Origin of the sequence: Comamonas sp. F1-6, from assembly GCF_039581415.1 — a bacterium.
Taxonomy (GTDB): Bacteria; Pseudomonadota; Gammaproteobacteria; order Burkholderiales; family Burkholderiaceae_C; genus Comamonas; species Comamonas thiooxydans.
In genome coordinates this window covers 314,026-333,332 of sequence record NZ_JBCPWN010000003.1, presented here as the reverse complement: position 1 = coordinate 333,332, position 19,307 = coordinate 314,026, and the positions used below count along the sequence as shown (strand labels likewise).

Annotated in this window: 16 protein-coding genes and 3 pseudogenes; 8 read left to right on the top strand and 11 right to left on the bottom strand. The window is 58.1% G+C overall.

Features of this window, described 5'->3' with window-relative positions:
- Positions 1-495: pseudogene (locus AAIL66_RS05325) on the bottom strand (hypothetical protein); the annotation flags it as partial.
- 595 nt (positions 496-1,090) lie between these two features.
- Between AAIL66_RS05325 and AAIL66_RS05320 the strand changes: the two are divergent.
- Complete coding sequence (locus AAIL66_RS05320; protein ID WP_343496179.1) at positions 1,091-2,311, top strand: MFS transporter; 1,221 nt, start codon at positions 1,091-1,093, stop codon at positions 2,309-2,311.
- Between the two features lie 8 nt (positions 2,312-2,319).
- On the opposite strand, the gene AAIL66_RS05315 is transcribed toward AAIL66_RS05320, so the two are convergent.
- The gene (locus AAIL66_RS05315) at positions 2,320-4,035 is read right to left on the bottom strand and encodes a bifunctional protein-serine/threonine kinase/phosphatase (RefSeq protein WP_343496178.1); all 1,716 of its coding nucleotides are present in this window, start codon (positions 4,033-4,035) and stop codon (positions 2,320-2,322) included.
- Entirely contained in the window at positions 4,025-4,213 is a 189-nt protein-coding gene (locus tag AAIL66_RS05310; RefSeq protein ID WP_343496177.1) for a hypothetical protein, read from the bottom strand. The genes AAIL66_RS05315 and AAIL66_RS05310 overlap by 11 nt, the downstream gene beginning before the upstream one ends.
- A 160-nt stretch (positions 4,214-4,373) precedes the next feature.
- Between AAIL66_RS05310 and nirB the strand changes: the two genes are divergently transcribed.
- The 3 genes and pseudogenes from nirB to AAIL66_RS05295 all read left to right on the top strand — a co-directional run.
- A complete protein-coding gene (gene nirB / locus AAIL66_RS05305; RefSeq protein WP_343496176.1) occupies positions 4,374-6,959 on the top strand; it encodes a nitrite reductase large subunit NirB in 2,586 nt (861 codons plus the stop codon).
- A gap of 18 nt (positions 6,960-6,977) precedes the next feature.
- Entirely contained in the window at positions 6,978-7,382 is a 405-nt protein-coding gene (gene nirD, locus AAIL66_RS05300) for a nitrite reductase small subunit NirD (protein WP_343496175.1), read from the top strand.
- A gap of 6 nt (positions 7,383-7,388) precedes the next feature.
- A pseudogene (locus tag AAIL66_RS05295) lies at positions 7,389-8,079 on the top strand (reductase); the annotation flags it as partial.
- 140 nt (positions 8,080-8,219) lie between these two features.
- On the opposite strand, the pseudogene AAIL66_RS05290 reads toward AAIL66_RS05295, so the two are convergent.
- Positions 8,220-8,411 (bottom strand): annotated as a pseudogene (locus AAIL66_RS05290) (transposase); the annotation flags it as partial.
- A gap of 160 nt (positions 8,412-8,571) precedes the next feature.
- Here AAIL66_RS05290 and gloA point away from each other — a divergent pair.
- Positions 8,572-9,021, top strand: a complete 450-nt coding sequence (gene gloA, locus AAIL66_RS05285; protein WP_343496174.1) for a lactoylglutathione lyase — start codon at positions 8,572-8,574, stop codon at positions 9,019-9,021.
- Between the two features lie 266 nt (positions 9,022-9,287).
- Here gloA and AAIL66_RS05280 read toward each other — a convergent pair whose 3' ends face one another.
- The 6 genes from AAIL66_RS05280 to AAIL66_RS05255 form a co-directional block, all read right to left on the bottom strand.
- The gene (locus AAIL66_RS05280) at positions 9,288-10,811 is read right to left on the bottom strand and encodes a CoA-acylating methylmalonate-semialdehyde dehydrogenase (RefSeq protein ID WP_343496173.1); all 1,524 of its coding nucleotides are present in this window, start codon (positions 10,809-10,811) and stop codon (positions 9,288-9,290) included.
- Between the two features lie 243 nt (positions 10,812-11,054).
- Positions 11,055-11,387, bottom strand: a complete 333-nt coding sequence (locus AAIL66_RS05275) for an acyl-CoA dehydrogenase family protein (RefSeq protein ID WP_343496172.1) — start codon at positions 11,385-11,387, stop codon at positions 11,055-11,057.
- 23 nt (positions 11,388-11,410) lie between these two features.
- Positions 11,411-12,979 carry a sodium/solute symporter gene (locus AAIL66_RS05270; RefSeq protein WP_034391558.1) on the bottom strand — a complete coding sequence of 523 codons (1,569 nt, stop codon included), beginning with the start codon at positions 12,977-12,979 and terminating at the stop codon, positions 11,411-11,413.
- A complete protein-coding gene (locus AAIL66_RS05265) occupies positions 12,976-13,293 on the bottom strand; it encodes a DUF485 domain-containing protein (protein ID WP_034355977.1) in 318 nt (105 codons plus the stop codon). Before AAIL66_RS05265 ends, AAIL66_RS05270 begins: the two co-directional genes overlap by 4 nt.
- A gap of 41 nt (positions 13,294-13,334) precedes the next feature.
- On the bottom strand, positions 13,335-14,129 hold the full coding sequence (locus tag AAIL66_RS05260) for a crotonase/enoyl-CoA hydratase family protein (protein WP_034384220.1): 795 nt from the start codon (positions 14,127-14,129) through the stop codon (positions 13,335-13,337).
- A 54-nt stretch (positions 14,130-14,183) separates the two neighbouring features.
- Positions 14,184-15,776, bottom strand: coding sequence for a long-chain-fatty-acid--CoA ligase (locus tag AAIL66_RS05255; RefSeq protein ID WP_343496171.1), 1,593 nt, complete (start codon positions 15,774-15,776; stop codon positions 14,184-14,186).
- 176 nt (positions 15,777-15,952) lie between these two features.
- Between AAIL66_RS05255 and AAIL66_RS05250 the strand changes: the two genes are divergently transcribed.
- A complete protein-coding gene (locus AAIL66_RS05250) occupies positions 15,953-16,948 on the top strand; it encodes an AraC family transcriptional regulator ligand-binding domain-containing protein (RefSeq protein ID WP_343496186.1) in 996 nt (331 codons plus the stop codon).
- Positions 16,949-17,234: 286 nt separating this feature from the next.
- Entirely contained in the window at positions 17,235-17,762 is a 528-nt protein-coding gene (locus AAIL66_RS05245; RefSeq protein ID WP_343484908.1) for a nuclear transport factor 2 family protein, read from the top strand.
- A gap of 78 nt (positions 17,763-17,840) precedes the next feature.
- Here the strand turns inward: AAIL66_RS05245 and AAIL66_RS05240 are convergent, their stop codons facing one another.
- A complete protein-coding gene (locus AAIL66_RS05240; RefSeq protein ID WP_224651021.1) occupies positions 17,841-18,365 on the bottom strand; it encodes an OmpA family protein in 525 nt (174 codons plus the stop codon).
- Between the two features lie 301 nt (positions 18,366-18,666).
- Between AAIL66_RS05240 and AAIL66_RS05235 the strand changes: the two genes are divergently transcribed.
- The gene (locus tag AAIL66_RS05235) at positions 18,667-19,296 is read left to right on the top strand and encodes a gamma-glutamylcyclotransferase (protein ID WP_034384211.1); all 630 of its coding nucleotides are present in this window, start codon (positions 18,667-18,669) and stop codon (positions 19,294-19,296) included.
- The last annotated feature ends 11 nt before the right edge of the window (positions 19,297-19,307 follow it).

Genomic DNA, 19,307 nt, shown 5'->3' with positions numbered 1-19,307 from the left:
TGTGCCGCTTTGACTGTCTTTGCCTGGTACCGGATTGGCGTTGACAGCAGCGCAAAGCATGCTGTCCTTGTTTTTGGTCTTGGCGCAGTACTGGTCTTGACTGACTTTGTCTGTCGAAGTCGTGGTGCCTGTGACGTTGCCGTTAGCGTCCTTAGTGGTCTTAGTCGTGGTGGATTCGCAGACGCCGTTAGAGCAAGTCGTGGTGGTTTTGCCTTCGGTTTTGGTGCCGTCGCTGTTTGTAGTCGTGCCCGTCCAGTCCACGCCAGTTGCGCTGGCTGCAGGAATGCAAACGGTGTTGCCATTGACGGTGCCAGTCTGTCCCGCACAGCGCTTGTCGATAGGCTCGGCTTTTTCTGCGGGTGGTGGCGCATCAGGCGCAGAAGGTTCACTAGGTGTGCCGTAGCTGCACTTGCCGCCTGTGAGCGTGCCCATGCCCTTGTACAGGGTCTTGCCGGTGCTATCGGTTACACCTGTGCTTGGGCCGGCATTAGCCATGCAACCTTGACTACAGCCAGGAAACTTAGGTTGGTCCCAGAAGCAACGGCCAAGACACCCGCAGAACCTGCAACGACCTTGGCACCGTAGCGACGGGCGATAGAACGAGTTTTATTGAACATGATTGGACGGGCGTTGGTCCTGTCGGAGATTCGCTTTGTGGTGCTGCGCTCACAAGTAGCTAGGCCCGGCTCCGGTCAAGAGCTGCCGACTACCGCAGACTTCTGAACGACGGCTGGAGGTTGAACTGGGTCATCTTCGTGAATCGGTCTGGACGATTGCAAACACGGACGTCAGCTCTTGGTCGCAAAGCGACTTCAACCGGCGGGGTATCCCTTAACACCAAACTCTCCGCCATGGAGGTCGAGAAACGCGGGCCTACGAGGAGTTGGGCCATTTGGTTCGGTAGAACATCACTCCATCATGTTCTTTGCACACTCAAGCGGATGAGCACGGATCTTGCTTAACTGACTTGTAGCCGTTTTTGCAATGAAGCAGATTCGGCTGTATCAAGACAACGACGTCTACGTTAGGCATAGGCCGCTATTGCGGGTAATGCCTGCGTAGACGTTTTCTTTTGTAGGGACAGAAAGCAATGACGGGCTTCCGAAACTTTTTACAAGCTGGGCATGCACCAACCTTGGGCGCATCACTCTTCTATTTCGCCTGCTCATGCGGCATTTGGGTCATCAATGGTGCAATGGCCCCTTTTCTCAGCGAGAGCTTTAATCTGACACCGGCGCAGAAGGGCCTGATGCTATCCATCCCAATCTTCGCGGGGTCGCTGATGCGCTTTCCGCTGGGATTACTGGCTCAGTACATCGGTAGAAAGAATGCCACCTTGGTTGAGATGGTGGGCATCGCCATCGCAATGTTGTACGGCTACTTCGCCGTTGACTCCTTTGGTGATCTGCTGGCCATGGGCGTTTTGCTAGGCATTGCTGGTGCCAGCTTCGGCGTAGCTCTTTCACTCGGTTCAGGCTCATTTCCACCGCACTACAAGGGACTAGCAATGGGACTAGTTGGTGCCGGCAACATCGGAACGGCCTTTGCCGCACTGCTGGCACCGCAGTTGGCACAGGCCTTTGGCTGGCAGGCCGTATACGGCTTTGCGGCTCTAGGTATTCTGGTGCCTATGGTCGTAATGATTGTGTTTGCCCGAGAACCCGCAGACCGTGATGCACATGCCACTCTGCGCGACCATGTTGCCTGCCTTTTCGAGAAGGACGGCTGGGCCTTCAGCCTAATTTATGCCGTCACCTTTGGCGGCTTCATTGGCTTAGCCACTTTTCTGCCAAGCTACTTTTATGACCAATTCGGTGTGAGCAAAGTTGAAGCTGGGCAGTTGACCATGCTGGCTGCGTTTATGGGTGCGACTACGCGCATTTTTGGCGGCTGGCTGTCGGATCACTGGGGCGGAGTGAACACGCTCACAGCAGTGCTGGTCGTCGTCTTCATTAGCTTGCTGCTTTGCGGACTCAGCGGCCACTCCTTAACTCTCACAGTGCTGTTCTTCTTGGTATGTTTTGCCGCCTTGGGAGCTGGCAATGGTGCCTTGTTCCAATTGGTTCCTCTGCGGTGGCCAACAACCACTGCTGTGGCCGGCTCCATGATCGGAGAGTTGGGCGCTTTGGGCGGCGGCTTGATCCCTGCAAGCATGGGTTTGTCGCAACAGCACACCGGCAGTTACTTCACAGGATTCGCTGTGTTTGCCTGCTTTTCACTAGTCATGTTGGTGATGCTGCGCCACATGCAACTGCGCTGGACACGCACCTGGGCGGAGAAAGGCGGTCGCGCACGCACCGTGCCGGCTTGATTCAAAGCTCAGCGTGGCAGGAACAGTAACCAGTAAAGCAGCGCCACATTGAGCACAACGCTGAAGGCGAGCGCTGTCTTCCAACCGAATGCTGGATCGCGCTCAAGGAGTGGACTGGACGCTTGCGGCAATAGTGGCCGCGCAGCTCCGCGCTCTAACGCCAGCAACATTTCTTCGGCCGTCTCGAAGCGCTGTGCAGGATCGCGAACGATCGCCTTAAGAACGATGGCATCCAGCCAGATTGGTACTTGTGGGTTGTGACGACTGGGAGGTATTGGGTCACGCCAGTAGCGCCCTCTCTGGTAAGCGATAACCTCACCATAAGGCAGACGTCCACTTGTCAATAGCTGGTACAGCGTCACGCCCAAAGCGAACAGGTCGCTGCCCGCACTTGCTGGCACTGGCGGATCGTCCCACTGCTCGGGGTTCATGTAGCTAGCAGTACCCGCATGTAAGGCACGCAGTTCGGGAGGCTCTCGGCCAGTCAGCGCAACGCCAAGGTCGAGCAGACGCAACACCCCATCAACACCGCAGTGAAGGTTCGCGGGCTTGACGTCGCGGTGGATAACACCCTGTCGGTGCAGGTAACCCAGCACACGCGCGGCCTGCTGACCTATGGCAAGCACCTGGTCTACACCAGGCTGATGTCGTCGCTCCAGCCATTGAGAAAGCGTCTCGCCCTCCACCCATTCGTACAAAAGATAGAAAGCTGACGGCAGATCCACCGGCGCAGCATGCAGCCGAACCAGATGTCGGGCTGCCGCTCCGGTCTGCAGATGGCCGGCCACCCATGCTTCATGGGCCAGAGCAGCCCATTCCTCGCGGTCATGGGCACGCTGTGTGTGCAGCGTTTTGAGCGCATGGCGCTGGCCGCTGCGCTCATCCAGCACTCGGTACACGCGGTAAATGCCACTGTCGGCCACTAAAGCCTCCACACGCAGCCCATCCACCAGACTGCCGGGCCTGAGCAGAGGCAACGGCGGCAGGGACTGTGCGCGACGCATAGTGTCGTCCAGGGTTGCTTCCTTCACGCCCAGCACGCGAACGACCACGGCTGTGAGATTGTCGCGGCTGCCGTTGCGCCACGCGGCATCAGCCAAGCGTTCGGCCAGGGACTGTGCACCGCCCTCGCCCGCCCACTGGGCAAACTCGCGCGGCTTGACGTCATTGTGTATGCCGTCTGACAGCAGTACAAAAATGTCGCCGGGAACCACTTCTCCTTGCCGATAGTCAATGCTGACCCTATCCTCCAGGCCGATGGCGCGCGCCAGGCGGTGCGCGAAGTCCACGCCGCCCATCACATGGTCCTCCGTCAGCTGCTCGATCTGCCCTTGTCGCAACAGGTAGGCACGGGTATCGCCTACATGGGCCAGCGTGAAACTCTGCCCACGTAGAACCAGAGCTGTCAGCGTGGTCAGACCATAGGCCGGCTGACGTCGCCGATTGATGCCATAGAGCCAAGCGTTCTGTGCACCCACGATGCGGTCCAGCGCCACGGTGGGCTCCCAGGTGGCTGGCGTGCAAAAGAAGTCGCGTGCCAAACAGGTTACCGTGGTCTGTGCAGCTTCACGGCCCCAGCCACCCGCACTGACACCATCGGCAACGGCGGCGAGCATGCTGGCGTGGCCCGAACTTTCGTCCTGCAGTTGTACTGCCGCGAAGTCCTCGTTGTCCTGCGCACGACCGGAGCGTGAGACCCATCCGATATCCAGTTCAAAAGGCATGAGCGAATCCGTAACGGCATTCCTTGCTATCGCGCCCCACAAGAGTGCCTATCGATGCGGACACCGCACCGAACTGAAGCATCGGTAGATCAGAATCAGCAGCACCTTCGTTTGGAACCACGGCACTGCCAAGCTCCATGAGCAAGAAAATGATTGGCATAAAAAATGCTTTATTCATAGCAACGGTCTGGGCAATGTAGCTCCGACAGTTGAGGACAACGGCGTTTGCGACATACCTGGCCAAAGGTGGCTAGGTCATGGCGCAAGCGCCTTTTTGTTTTTTTAACCGTGAGAGGGAGCGTAACTCGCTTCACTCCCCTCCGACGAAGGGATATCGCATGCCCCACGCGATTCATAAAACACCACGAAAGCTCATCGTTGTTGGTAACGGCATGGTGGGTCAACGCTATGTCGAAGCTCTAACCGAACAATTTCCCGACCTTTGCGCAGCAGGATGGGAAGTGACGGTACTTGGTGAGGAGCCGCGCCCAGCATACGACCGTGTCCACCTGTCGGAGTTCTTCAGTGGCCGCAGCGCCGACGATCTGTCCCTGGTCCCAGAGGGCTTCTACGACCGCCCGGGCCTGACGCTGCGCCTCAATGCCCGCGTTGCCTCCATCGAGCGGCGCGATCGTACGCTGCAACTGACCAATGGTGAAGTACTGGCCTTCGACAAGCTGGTGCTTGCAACGGGCTCCTCACCCTTTGTACCGGGTGTGCCGGGACGCGACCGCCCTCACTGCTTTGTCTACCGAACCATCGAGGACCTCGAAGCCATGCAGGCCTCGGGGGCCAAGTCCCAAAGCGGCGTAGTGGTGGGCGGCGGGCTGCTGGGGCTGGAATGTGCCAAGGCCTTGCGCGACATGGGGCTGCAAACCCATGTCGTGGAGTTCGCACCACGCCTGATGATGGTCCAAGTGGACGAAGGCGGCGGTCGCGTGCTGCGCACCAAGATCGAATCGCTGGGCGTGCAGGCTCACACCAGCCGCAACACTGTGGAGATCACCGATGGCGCCACGGCGCGCCATCGCATGGTGTTCGCCGATGGAACTTATCTCGAAACCGACATGATCGTGTTCTCGGCCGGCATCCGGCCGCGCGACGAACTGGCACGTCAATGCATGTTGGCCATCGGTCCGCGCGGAGGCATGGTCATTGACGACCACTGCCGCACCAGCGATCACGACATCTATGCCATCGGTGAATGCGCGGCCTGGAATGAGCAGGTCTTCGGTTTGGTCGCGCCAGGCTACGATATGGCCCGCGTTGCCGCAGCTCACTTGGCAGGACAGGCCGATGCCGCGTTCACGGGCGCCGACATGAGCACCAAACTCAAGCTCATGGGTGTGGACGTAGCCAGCATCGGGGACGCACTTGGCAAGACGCCGGGTAGTCGCAGCTTTAACTACACCGACGAGCTGCAGCAGATCTATAAGAAAATCGTTGTCAGCGAAGACGGCAAGCGCCTGCTGGGCGCCGTGCTGGTGGGGGATGCCGCAGAGTACGGCACGCTTCTGCAGATGGCGCTCAACAATATGGAGTTGCCCGATGCACCCGGCCAGCTCATCCTGCCAACCAGCGACGGCGCGGCCAAACCAGGCCTCGGCGTGGACGCCCTGCCTGACGCTGCGGTACTGTGCTCGTGTAACAACGTCAGCAAGGGGCAGTTGTGCTCAGCTATCGCTGGCGGTGTGCAAACCATCAGCGAACTTAAATCCTGCACCAAGGCGGGGACCTCCTGCGGCGGCTGCGTGCCGCTGGTTACCCAGGTACTCAAGGCCGAGCTCAAGCGCCAAGGCGTAGCTGTCAACAACCACCTTTGCGAGCATTTTCCGCACTCGCGCCAGGAGCTTTATCACTTGGTGCGCGTTGGCGAAATCCGAACCTTCGCGCTATTGCTGCAGCAACATGGCAAAGGTCATGGCTGCGACATCTGCAAGCCCACGGTGGCCAACATCCTGGCCAGTTGCTGGAACGACTTCGTTCTCGACCGCAACGGTGCGCCGCTGCAGGATAGCAACGACTACTTCCTGGGCAATATCCAGAAGGACGGCACTTATTCCATCGTCCCACGCGTGCCCGCAGGTGAGATCACGCCTGACCAACTGATCGTGATTGGTAAGGTCGCCAAGGACTACGGCCTCTATACCAAGATCACGGGCGGCCAACGCATCGATCTGTTCGGAGCCCAAGTCCACGAACTGCCGCTGATCTGGCGTGAGCTGGTGGATGCAGGCTTTGAATCGGGCCATGCTTATGGCAAGTCGCTGCGTACGGTCAAGAGCTGCGTGGGGTCCACCTGGTGTCGCTATGGCGTGGACGACAGCGTTGGCCTGGCCATCGAGCTGGAGAACCGCTACAAGGGCCTTCGCTCGCCACACAAAATCAAGTTCGGCGTTTCCGGCTGCACACGCGAATGCGCCGAAGCACAGGGCAAGGACGTGGGGGTGATCGCCACAGAAAAAGGCTGGAACCTCTATGTCTGCGGCAACGGCGGCATGAAACCACGCCACGCCGAGCTGCTGGCAGCTGACCTTTCCAAGGATCAGTTGGTACGTCTGATCGACCGCTTCCTGATGTTCTACATCCGTACCGCTGATCGGCTGCAGCGCACCAGCACCTGGCGCGACAACCTCGAAGGTGGCCTGGACTACCTCAGGGCCGTTGTGGTCGACGACAGTCTGGGTCTTGCCTCCGAGCTGGAGGCGCAAATGGCCCATGTCGTGGGCACCTACGCTTGTGAATGGAAAAAGGCCGTGGACGACCCTGCCGTCGTGCGGCGCCTGCGTACCTTCGTCAACAGCGACGCAGGCGACGACAACGTGGTCTTCGTTCAGGAGCGCGGCCAGATCCGACCCGCTACCCAAGCCGAAAAGCACGCACGCCTCAAAGGCATCCCGGTGTTGGTCGAAGCCAGCGTTTGACCCCCTAAGGAGCACCTCATGAACGATACCGCCATTGCGCCAGAACCCACGCGCACCGCCGCACCCACGAGCTCAGCCGCCAACAAGAGCGCAGCCTCTGCTGCCATCTGGCACCGCATCTGCCCTTTCGACGACATCTGGCCCGACACGGGCGTTTGCGCTCTCATCGGGCGTCGTCAGGTGGCCGTCTTTCGGCTGACCGACGGCAGCCTCTACGGCATAGGGAACCATGATCCCCACAGTGGTGCCAACGTACTCTCTCGCGGCATCGTTGGCGACCTGGGCGGCGAACCTGTCGTCGCCTCGCCCATCTACAAGCACCACTATCTGCTGCGCACCGGCGCCTGCGTGGAAGAACCGGACACCATCCTGCCTGTCTACTCCATCGAGCTGCGCGACGGCATCGTCTGGCTCAAGGACTGAGTGCACATGGCCACCGAAGTCTCCTCTGTGCGCCCTTACTTCGGCGTTGGCTGCGGTATGAATCTGCACGTGGACCAGGGTAAGGTGATCAAGGTCATCGGCATCAAAAGCCACCCGACCAACTTCGGCCGCCTGTGCACCAAGGACTCCAGCAGCTCGCAGACTTTGAGGGAGTCTGGCCGGATGGAGACCGCATTTGCGCGCATTGACCGTCAGCGCGATCCTGTGCAGGTCAAAATGGACGAGGCCGTTACGAAAACTGCCCAGCGCCTCAAGACCATCCTTGACACTCATGGCCCCGATGCTATTTCGTTGTACGTATCGGGCCAGATGTCCCCGGTTCCTACAAGGATTTCGATCAAGCCGATGTCTTTTTCGTGATCGGCGCCAATATGGCCGATTGCCACCCCATCCTGTTCCTGCGCATTAATCGGCAAAGCCGGGGCCTGGATGAGCTGCTGGACCATGGGGCTGAACCAGAGCGCGCACGGCACCTGGAACACCAATGCCATCTGTAACTTGCACCTCGCTACCGGTGCGATCTGCAAGCCGGGTAGCGGTCCGTTCTCGCTGACAGGCCAGTCCAACGCAAATGGGGGGACGCGAGATGGGCTATATGGGCCCTGGCCTACCTGGCCAACGGGCAGTGCTGGTGGAAGCTGAGCGCCACTTCGTCGAAGATGTGTGGGACGTACCACGTCACCGTTTCGGCTTTCAGCGGGCTTGTAACGGTAAGTGCTGGATGACGAGCAGTGAGCGGCGTTCGCTGAGTCCACCGCCCATCCTCGCGCCGTGCAGGTGCGCTCACCACTTTTTTCTCAAGGCTTCTTTCGTCACCTCGTTCTCCAACATGGACTCGGCCAGCAGCCGCTTGATACGGGCGTTTTCAAGCTCTAGCTCCTTGAGCTGTTTCGCGTCCGAGACGCTCATGCAGAAACCGTGCCGGCGGCGCAGCTCTGCCACTGGCAGTCCAGACTCCGCTTCTCGCAGGAAGCCAATGATCTGTTCTTCTGTAAATCTCTTTTTCACGTCCAATCTCCTGTCTTCGGGATTGGACTCCAGAGTCAGACGCTACTCAAATCCGGGGGGACGTCGCTCAGCGAGCTGCTCTTGAAGGCATGACTGTAAAAACGTACAAGAAATTACTTCACCCGCCTGCAACTCAGAACCTGCTGGCAAAATAGTGCCTATGCGATTCCTCCACACGATGTTGCGCGTTGGCAATCTCCAGCGCTCTATTGATTTCTACACCAACGTCATCGGCATGCAACTGCTGCGCACGTCCGAGAACCCCGAGTACAAGTACTCGTTGGCCTTTCTTGGCTTCGAAGGTGGTAACCCGGGTCAGGCGGAAATTGAGCTGACTTACAACTGGGGAACCGAGAACTATGACATGGGCACGGCTTACGGTCATATTGCTCTGGGTGTGCCCGATGCCTATGCCGCCTGCGAGAAGATCAAGGCTGCCGGCGGTAATGTGACCCGTGAGGCTGGCCCCGTCAAAGGCGGTAGTACCGTCATTGCTTTTGTGACGGATCCTGATGGCTACAAAATCGAATTAATACAAAAAAAATTAAACGATTACAGCGAAGAACGCCACTCAGACGCCAAAAAAATCGATCCGCTGCGTAGCGCGTAGCAGGTGAGCAATAAAAAAGCCTACGCGAGTAGGCTTTTTTCTATCCAGTGATGGAAGGCCTGCAACGCCCGCGACCATATGCGATTTTTCGAGAATCACCTGGATTCCGCCTGACCGAGGAACTGTCACTGGCTTGCGTCACCAACGGCCAGGAAATCGTTGACTGCACGCGCGAGATCGAACAAGACGAGACGCACGTCTACAGCATTGCGAAATACATGCAGCTGTTTGTCTTCAGAGTCATCGGCAATGGATGTTGTCTCTACCTATTGGGCCGTTGGCATGGCGAATTCCGCGCCTTTGCCAATGCTCTCGGGCCAACGCTGCATGACGGATTTCTGTTTGGTGTAGAAGCGCACCCCCTCTTCCCCATAGGCATGCATATCGCCAAACAGGCTCTTCTTCCACCCACCAAAGCCGTGCCAGGCCATGGGCACCGGAATGGGTACGTTGATACCTACCATGCCAACCTGGATACGCCGAGTGAATTCCCGAGCCACATTGCCATCGCGGGTGAAACATGCAACGCCATTGCCAAACTCATGCTTGTTGACGAGTTGCACTGCGGCGGAGAAATCAGCGACTCGAACACATGACAGCACGGGGCCGAAGATCTCTTCTCGGTAGATGCTCATTTCCGGCGTAACCTGGTCGAACAACGTGCCCCCCATCCAAAAGCCGTTGGCGCACCCCTCTCCGGCAGCAGCGCCCAGGAAGGTACGGCCATCAACGAGCAGTTGTGCCCCCTCCTTAACGCCCTGCTCGATATAGCTGCTGATACGCGCATGCGCCACAGGAGTCACGATGGGGCCCATCTCTGCCGCCAAATTGGTGCCATTGAGCACTTTCAATGCTCTGGTTCGTTCCACCAATCTGGGCATGAGCTTGTCGGCGACGTCGCCTACGAGGACTGCGACAGAGATGGCCATGCAGCGCTCCCCCGCTGAACCATAGCCCGCACCGATCAGTGCATCCACGGCCTGGTCGATATCGGCATCTGGCATCACCACCATATGGTTTTTGGCACCTCCCAGCGCCTGCACGCGCTTGCCATGGCGCGCACCGGTTTCATAGATGTAGTTGGCGATCGGGGTAGAGCCGACAAAGCTCAGCGCCTTCACTTCAGGGTGTTCCAGCAGCGCATCTACAACCTCTTTGTCTCCTTGAACAACGTTGAACACGCCGTCGGGCAAGCCTGACTGTTTCAACAGATCGGCGATGAACAAACTCGGGCTGGGGTCAGTGGGGCTAGGCTTGAGCACGAAGCAATTGCCGGCGGCAATGGCTACGGGAAACATCCACATGGGCACCATGACGGGAAAATTGAAAGGTGTCACACCAGCGACGACGCCAAGTGGCTGGCGCAGAGTCCAGTTATCAATACCGGTACTGACTTGATCGGTAAAGTCGCCTTTGAGAAGTTGGGGAATTCCACATGAGAACTCGACGATATCGATGCCCCGTGCCACCTCGCCTTGAGCGTCAGTAAAAACCTTGCCATGCTCGGCCGTGATGAGTGCGGCGAGTTCGTCCTTATTGCGATTAAGCAGTTCCAGGAACTTGAACAGTACGCGCGCGCGACGTATGGGCGGGGTGTCCGCCCACTGCGGAAATGCAGACTGCGCAGCAGCAACGGCAGCCTCCACGTCCTGAGCCGTACCCAGACGCACCTGGCGGCTAACGGCGCCGGTGGCGGGGTTGTAGATGGGTTGCTTACGCGTGCCGTTGCCAGAGATGTGAGCGCCGCCTATGTAGTGGGCGATTTCCGTTCTGTTACTGATATCGGTCATGGTGAAACTCCTGTTCGGTGGAAAAAGAAACCCGTCGAATGACGAATGCTTGTGTTCAGAAAGACTCACACGCCAGCGTGCTTTCATTGCCGTCGATGACGATGTCGCGCAAGCCTGGAACGTTTGAAAGGATGCGGATGGTGTAAGAAGTGCGATGTGGCGATCTTTGTGCTCAGGAAGGCCGTATCTATCTTCTGGCGCGCCAACATGACCTTGCTGGCAGCAGCGGACACAATGCAAAGCTCATGCTGGCGCTGTTGAGCATTTCCGTGCATGCCGCGCCGATGCTGGGCAGACCTTGGCCGCCAAAGGCGGGGGGCTGCAACCCTCTTCCATCAACCGTAGGTAAGCCCATTTGAAGCCGGGCAAGGTGCTCACCGAGCCATCGGCCAAGGCAGCGGGGTTTTGTCCCTCAGCTGCATTCAGCGGCGCGATCACTATCTGGGTGAATTTGGCGCAGGCTTGGGCCGTCTCCGGCATGACTTCTTCCAGCCCCTGCAGTCGCGCGGTTGCGTCTAGCCCAGCAAGTTCCTTCATGCAACACAGCATGTCGTCAATGGGGGCTTGGTAAGTCATGTCCTTGCTTATCTTCCGTACGTTCAATGAGATACAGAGGCAATGCCTACGGCGGTTTCCGCGCGCACCTCCTGCGCAGGAAACCCAGCTTTGTCCTGCGCGGCGCGCGGCGAGCGGTCCATGAGGGATACCACGACGATCACCACGAATGCCAACGGCATCGAAATCAGTGTGGGGTAGTCATAGGGAAATACCGGCGCGGCGAAATGGAAGATGCGCACCCATACCGCAGGCGAGAGCACTACCAAAGCAAGAGCTACGCTCAGCCCTACCAGGCCGCCGGCCAAGGCACCACGGGTCGTCAGGCTGCGCCAGTACATCGACATGAGCAACACTGGAAAGTTGGCGGATGCAGCGATGCTGAAGGCAAGGGCCACCAGGAAAGCCACGTTCTGATCTCGAAAGAGCAGACCGAGCACGATGGCTACCATGCCGATGCCAATGGAGGCCAGACGGTTCACGCGCATGGCCTCACTGGGGGAAACATGGTCGTTCTTGTAGACCTTTGCATACAGGTCATGCGCAATAGCGGAGGCACCGGCCAGCGTCAATCCACTGACCACCGCGAGAATGGTGGCGAACGATACGGCAGCCAGCAGGCCGAACAGCAAGTTGCCGCCCAGCGCGGTCGCCAGGTGCATGATGGGCATATTTGAGCCACCCAGCACAGGGCCGCCCACCTTGCCGTCCACGTAGAATGCGGGGTAGTTCGGCAGGATGGCCATTGCACTGAGACCCAGAAAGCAGATGATCACAAAGAACGCGCCCATCAAGCCTGTGGCGACGAAAACCGATTTGCGGGCCGCGCGCGCATTGGGCACGGTGAAGAAACGCATCATGATGTGAGGCAGGCCCGCAATGCCAAAGACTAGGGAGACGGCCAGTGACAAGCCGGAGATCGGATTCGCCATGAGCTTCCAGGGCCCTTTCATCGCTTCGCCAGCCTGATGGTTGTTGGCAGCAGCCGCCAATAAGGACGAGAAGTCGAAATTAAAGTAGCGCAAAGCAAGCACCATCAGCACGATGCCGTTGCCCAGCATCAGCACGGCCTTGATGATCTGCACCCAGGTCGTTGCAACCATGCCGCCGACCACGACATACACCATCATCAGCAGACCAACGGCAATGACGGCATAGGTGTAGTCGATGCCAAACAGTAGCTGCACCAACTGTCCGGCGCCAACCATCTGCACAATGAGGTAGAACAGCACCACGGTCAGCGAACTGATCGCGGTGAAGATGCGCGTACTGCGCTCATCCAAGCGGTAGGAAACGATGTCGCTCAGCGTATAGCGCCCCAGGTTGCGCAGGCGCTCTGCAATCAGAAACATGATCATGGGCCAGCCCATGAAGGCACACACCGCGTAGATCAGCGAGTCGAAGCCGTTGGAGAATGCCAAACTGGAGATACCCAGCAATGTGGCTGCAGACATGTAGTCGCCCACGATTGCCATTCCATTCTGGGTCCCAGTGATACCGCCACCTGCAGTGTAAAAATCCGAGGTGGAACGCGTGCGGTTTGATGCCCAGTAGGTGATGCCTAGCGTGATGGCGACAAAACCAGCGAAGATCAGGATGGCCTGCGTGTTCATGTTTGCAACCCCGACAGCAGCCGCGTGCACTGAGCGTCGAAGCGTGTATTAGCAATGTGGATATAAATGCCCGTTAGCCCCCATGACAACGCGATCAGCCCGGTGGCGCATGCCACGCCGCTGGTAAGCGTTCCCTCGCGGTTCAAAGGCACGGCCAGACTGGCAGGCGACATCACTGCAGCCAGAATGAAGGCCATACACAGTCCCAGGCATACGCTGGCAAAGGCAAATGCCACGCGGCGGCGCTGGGTTTTGAGTTGTTCGTAGCCAGGGTGGCCGGGCAGCCGCCGGCATATTTCTTCATTCGATAGCATGCTTGTCTCCGTTGTTGTTGCGGGTTGGCAGGCGACCAGAATCAGTGGCCCAGTTGCACCTTGTGCGCCCTCTTGTTGACGAACTCGCCCAGGCGCTGCTGTACGTCATGCCCCTGCTGGATCATGGCCATGACCAGCCCTTCGGTGAACAAACCATCCGTGGCCGACATGTCCGCAATGCGGTTGATGGCACTGACGATGGCGTAGTTGGATAGCGCCGCGTTGCCAGCGATCTTTTTCGCCAGGGAAAGTGCCAATTCAGAGGCTGGTGTATCGCCCTTGGCGGAGTCGCAGACGTAGTGGGCCAGACCGAGTTGACGGCCTTCCTGCGCATCGATAACCCGGCCCGTGAGCATCATCTCAACCATGCGGGGGGCGGAGATGATGCGCGCCGTGCGCACAGTGGCACCGCCGCCAGTGAAGATGCCACGTGTTCCCTCGGGCAACGCGAAGAAGGTGCCGCTGTCGGCCACACGGACATGGGCCGCGCTGGCAAGTTCCAGCCCACCGCCTACTACGGCGCCTTGCAGGCAGGCGACCACAGGGATGCCACCATGCTGGATCTTGTCGAACGCGCGGTGCCAGCCCTGACACACGCGCATGAATTCAACGCCGCTGCGCTCCTTGTCATGGTGCTCCTTCAAATCGAGCCCGGCACAGAAATGCTCACCCTTGGCCATTAGAAGGACGACGCGGATGTGGCTGGGAATAGCCGAAAAATAGGCATCGATGGCCGCAATCGCTTCCTCGTTCAGCGCATTGCGCTTGTGCTCCATGTTCAGGGTAACGATGCCGACGTCGTCCTGCTCGGACGTCAGCAAAAGAGGGGTAGACATAGAAAGAACTCCTTGCAAGCGGTGAAATGGGTAACGAATGGGGATAGGGACGGATCACGTCGCCAGCGCACGCAGCGCTGTTTTCTGAATCTTTCCGGTGGCCGTCATCGGCATGTGATCTATGAACACCACCCTGTCGGGAATGGACCACTTCGCCACACGCCCTTGGTAGCGCGCAAGAATCCGTTCGGCCGATCGCTCCGCGCCCGCCTTAGGCACGACGAACAGCACCGGGCGTTCACCCCACTTTTCGTTGGCTTCGGCAATGCAGGCTGCCAACTCGACACCGGACTCTTCCATCGCGATGTTTTCAATCTCTATGGATGAGATCCACTCTCCGCCTGACTTGATGACATCCTTGCGGCGATCCGTGATGCGCATGTAGCCGTCCGCATCCATGCTGCCGACGTCTCCCGTACAGAACCATCCGTCTTCGATCGCGGGCTCAGTCTTGCCGTAGTAGCGAGAGATGACCCAGTTGCCCTGAACCATCAGGTGCCCAGTTGAAACTCCATCGTGGGGCAATCGATTGCCAGCATCGTCCACCACCTTGAATCTCGCACCAAACAAGGGCCGCCCTTGCGACGCCAGCACCTGCAGGGCTTCGTCGCCAGACAGCGACGCATGCTGGGGAAGCAATTGGCACACCGTTCCCAGAGGGGACACCTCCGTCATACCCCAGGCGTGGCGCACCGTGACATTACGGGCACCAAAAGCCGCAATCATGTGAGGCGGGCATGCCGCGCCACCGATGAGGATGCGCTGAAGCGTGCTGAAGGCTAGTCCGTGGTTTTCGGCATGGTCCAACACGCCTTTCCATACAGTTGGAACGCCGGCCGACAACGTCACCCCTGCTCGCTCGCACAGAGCGTACAGGCGCTCCCCCTGCATGTTCGATCCCGGCAAGACAATCTTGGCCCCGGACATCAAGGCTGAATACGGCAAACCCCAAGCATTGACATGAAACATGGGCACCAATGGCATCACGGCATCTCTGGCCGAGATGGCGACGGCGTTGGGATGGCTGGACGCGTAGGCGTGCAGCACAGTTGATCGATGGGAGTACAGGGCCCCCTTTGGCGCTCCAGTGGTGCCGGACGTGTAGCACAGCCCACACGCGGTATTTTCATCAAAGACCGGCCATTCAAAGCCACGGGTGTCGTTGCCAAGCCAGGAGCCGTAGTTGTCCCCAGCGCTTCCTCCACCTGCACCTTCGCTCAACAGCACCCAATGCGCGACTGACGGGCATTGAGGGCGCAAGAAATCGACCAGCTCTGTGAATTGCGCGTCGTAGAACAGAACGGTGTCCTGCGCATCATTGATGATGAAGGTGATTTGCTCACGACTCAGCCGCGGATTAACCGTGTGGCAAATCACGCCGATACCAGCCGTGGCATAGTAGATTTCCAGATGGCGATAGGTATTCCATGCCAATGTCGCCACCCTCTGACCTGGCTGCACTTCATGCCGCGTCATGCCGATGGCCAGATCCATCACTCTTTCACCGAATTCACGGTACGAGTACGTGTGCAACCCACCATCGTCAAGTGCCGTTAAAATCTGCTGATCTCCGCTATTTTCAAGGGCATACGTTAGGATTGAACTGATAAGCAGCGGCATGCGCATCATGTTTCCAAGCCGTTCCATGTCGTTGTCTCCTTTTCCTTTATTCAGAGAATAGGTACAAGGCGCTCCCCATCCAATTGCCAATGGCGACTTGAAACATGCAAAAAGTGACAATCGCACCAGATCCCCTGGAATGGCCTCAAACGGATGCAGAGGATGGCAGAAGTACCTCGACGGCAACCGTTTCACTCGATTTGGTGCAGGATCTGCTGCAAAGCCTGCGGGCGCTTTGCTCTGAACAAGCTTTGGATCGCTGCCTGAAAGAGGCTGGAATCGTCAAGGAATTCATCAGTCACCCTGGCGCTCGGCTCACACACGATCAGCTCGTTGGGCTTTATCAGAAAAGCGCAGGCGCAACGGGCGATGAAATGATGGGTTTATGGAGCCGCCCCATACGAACCGGCTCCCTGAAATACATCATCCGGGTGCTCATGGATGCGCCCACAATCGATGTGGCGCTATATCGCTTCACACAGTTCTGGAACCTGCTGCTGGACGACTATCACTTGAATTTTGGACAAGCTGAAACCACACTGCGCCTGGACCTGATCCCCCGTTCACCCGAGGCGGGGGTGAACCGCTTCGGCCACGCACTGATGTTGAAGCTCACGCACGGCATCGTTTCATGGCTCGTCGGCCGGGAGGTTCCTGTTTACAGCGTGGGGCTCGCATTTCCGCGTCCCTCCTTTGCCGCCGACTATCCGATCCTGTTCCCGGCCCCCATTGATTTCGATGGCAAGCACTCGCAGATCACCTTTGGTGCCGAGCTAGGGAAAATTCGGCCCGTACGCAGTGCAGCTGACGTACGGACCTTTCTTGCACGAGCACCCCGCGATTGGATATTCACCTCCTACCACGAACACGCTATACGGCTAAAAGTGCGCGAGTTGTTGCACGCAGATCTGGGAAGAACGCTGGACGACGTTTCAAGCCGACTGCACATGTCCTCGCGAACATTGATCCGCAAATTGCAAGAGGAAGGTCTGTCCTTCCAGGGCATCAAGGATGAACTGCGCAGGGACTTGGCCATCCTGAACCTTGTACGTAACGACGTTTCTCTGGCTGAGATCTCCTATGCCCTGGGCTTCAGCACTCCTGCTGTTTTTCACCGTGCCTTTCGTCACTGGACGGGTATGACTCCGGGCACATACCGGACTGCACAGCGAAGCATCTCCCAAATAACCAAGCCATGACGTCAGTCATGCAGCCTGAAGCCCGCCACTGCGAACCGTTGTGGCCTGTTGCCCCAACCGCTGTTAGAGAGCAGGCTTCCACAGTGTGAATCTCATGTCTGCACTGACCGTCAGTTACCAGGCGATGGACGATGGTCCCGACCGTATTGGCGGCAATGTCCTTGACGATCTGCGCCAGTTCCTGATTTTTCAGGCCTGAATTGACTACCTATCGTCCAAACATGGGTTTTCAGTCATTGGCTGGCATTCCAGACTCGGCACTCCAACACCAATCAGGAGACTGGCAATGAGTGACTCGGTTCTGGAGCAACTTCAGCAGCGTTTGCAGCATCTTGAGGATATTCAGGCGATACAGGCTTTGAAGGCCCGGTACTTGCGAGCCTGCGATCAGAAGCAACCGAATGCCATGCGTGAGTGCTTTGTGGAGCATGGCGCAGTCATCGAGGCCGATGGTTTTCCGGCTTTTACGGATCGCGAAGAATGGGTTGAAACCTTCACCAGGCTGGCGGTTGCCAACCCGTCCATCCAGGACATGCACCACGGCCACAACCCTCAGATCAGCTTTACGGGAGCTGATAGTGCAAAAGGCTTGTGGGATCTGGAGTTCTGCCAGGTCAATGTCAAGGAACGCACCATCGTCAATCTCTCAGGTCAGTACAGTGATGAGTACGAGCGCATCAACGGGTGCTGGCAGATCCGTTCCATGCGCTTTGCGCGGGGATCATTTGTCATGCGCCAGGTCGATGCAGGCGGCATTGAAAGAGTCATTGCCCTGGGCAAGCCTCCGGCAGCTGGATTCATTGAAAACAACTGATCCTTGCTCTGTTGCAAACAGCAAAAAGCCCGATACAGCGAATGCCATATCGGGCTTTGTGCAAGAGAACTGGGGTTATCAGTCGGCCAGAATCACTTCCACACGGCGAGCTTCGGCATTGGAGCCGTCGGCCTGAGATTGCTCGGGCTTCTTCAGCTCGACCTTGTCTTCTGCCACGCCCAGTGCCACCAGGGCGGCCTGGACGGCTTGCGCACGTTGCTTGGCCAGTTCCGCGTTGATTTCAGCACTGCCGGTTGCATCATGGAAACCGGAGATCACGGCGCGCTTGCCTTCAGCCACGCCCTTGACCACATCGCTCAGCGCTTCGTTGGCGCCAGCGGCCACTTCCGCCTTGCCCGAGACAAAGTAGAACTTGACCACACCGTTTTCCACGATCACGCGGGCAGTTTCTTCAACCACCACCACAGGCACGTTGGTCGCGCTGGGTGCGGACACTGCTGCTTCGGCCTTGGGAGCATGGGAAATACCGCGCTTGTAGACGACGGTGCCGACGACGGTGGAGACAACCAGAGCGATCAGGGCAAACAGAAAACCCAGGGCAAAGCGTTGTTGGCTATCGTCGTCAGAGCTGTTGAAGGACATGAATGAAATCTCCGTATTTGCGGGTGATTATGAAAGTACGAAACCTGTATTCATGACACTTTGCAGCCCAGCTACATGCTTCAGGCTGACAAAGCGACAAAACCACGCATTCTAGAGGTTTGCCGTGAAACGCCCTAACTGCTGCTCTCACAGCAATCGCAAAAAAGATTCAAATTTCAGCCGTTTCACACCGGGAAAGCGTTGCTTTTACGCCTTCGTGTGTGCACAGGTGCACCGACGGCGCGTCCGCGCGTTATATATCAAAGTCAATTCAGCTCTGAATCCGGTTCGAGGAGTTTCCATGTCCGCCCTTCCTTTGTTGAATCATTCCATGCGTGATGCTGACCAGATGCTGGAGCGGGCTCTGGTGCAGTGGGGAGGTGACGAGGATTTGTGGATCTTTGGTTATGGTTCCCTGATCTGGCGTCCCGAATTCGACTTCAGCGAACGCCGCTCGGCCCATGTACATGGCTGGCATCGTGCCCTCAAAATGTGGAGCACCATCAACCGTGGCACGCCCCAGGTTCCAGGCCTGGTGTTTGGCATGCTCTCGGGCGGCAGTTGCCAGGGCATGGCCTTCCGTATTCCGCGCAACCAAGGCGATACTGTCATGCGCAAGCTTTGGCTGCGTGAGATGCCAAATGCCGTCTATGACCCGCGCTGGCTGCCTTGCCGCACCCCGCACGGAGCCGTGAAAGCCCTCGCATTCACGCTGTCACGCCAAAGCCCGCACCATACCGGCGAGCTGGCGCCGGATGAATACCGGCGCATTTTCTCTCAGGCCCAGGGTATATACGGCACGACCCTGGACTATGCGCAGGCCACTTTTGACGAGCTGCAACGGCTTGGCATCGACGACAAGGCGCTCAAGCGCCTGCTGGCCTATGCGGACTTCCAGCAAGCCAGTTGCCCATCTGCTGCTGCTATTTGAAACGTAGCTAA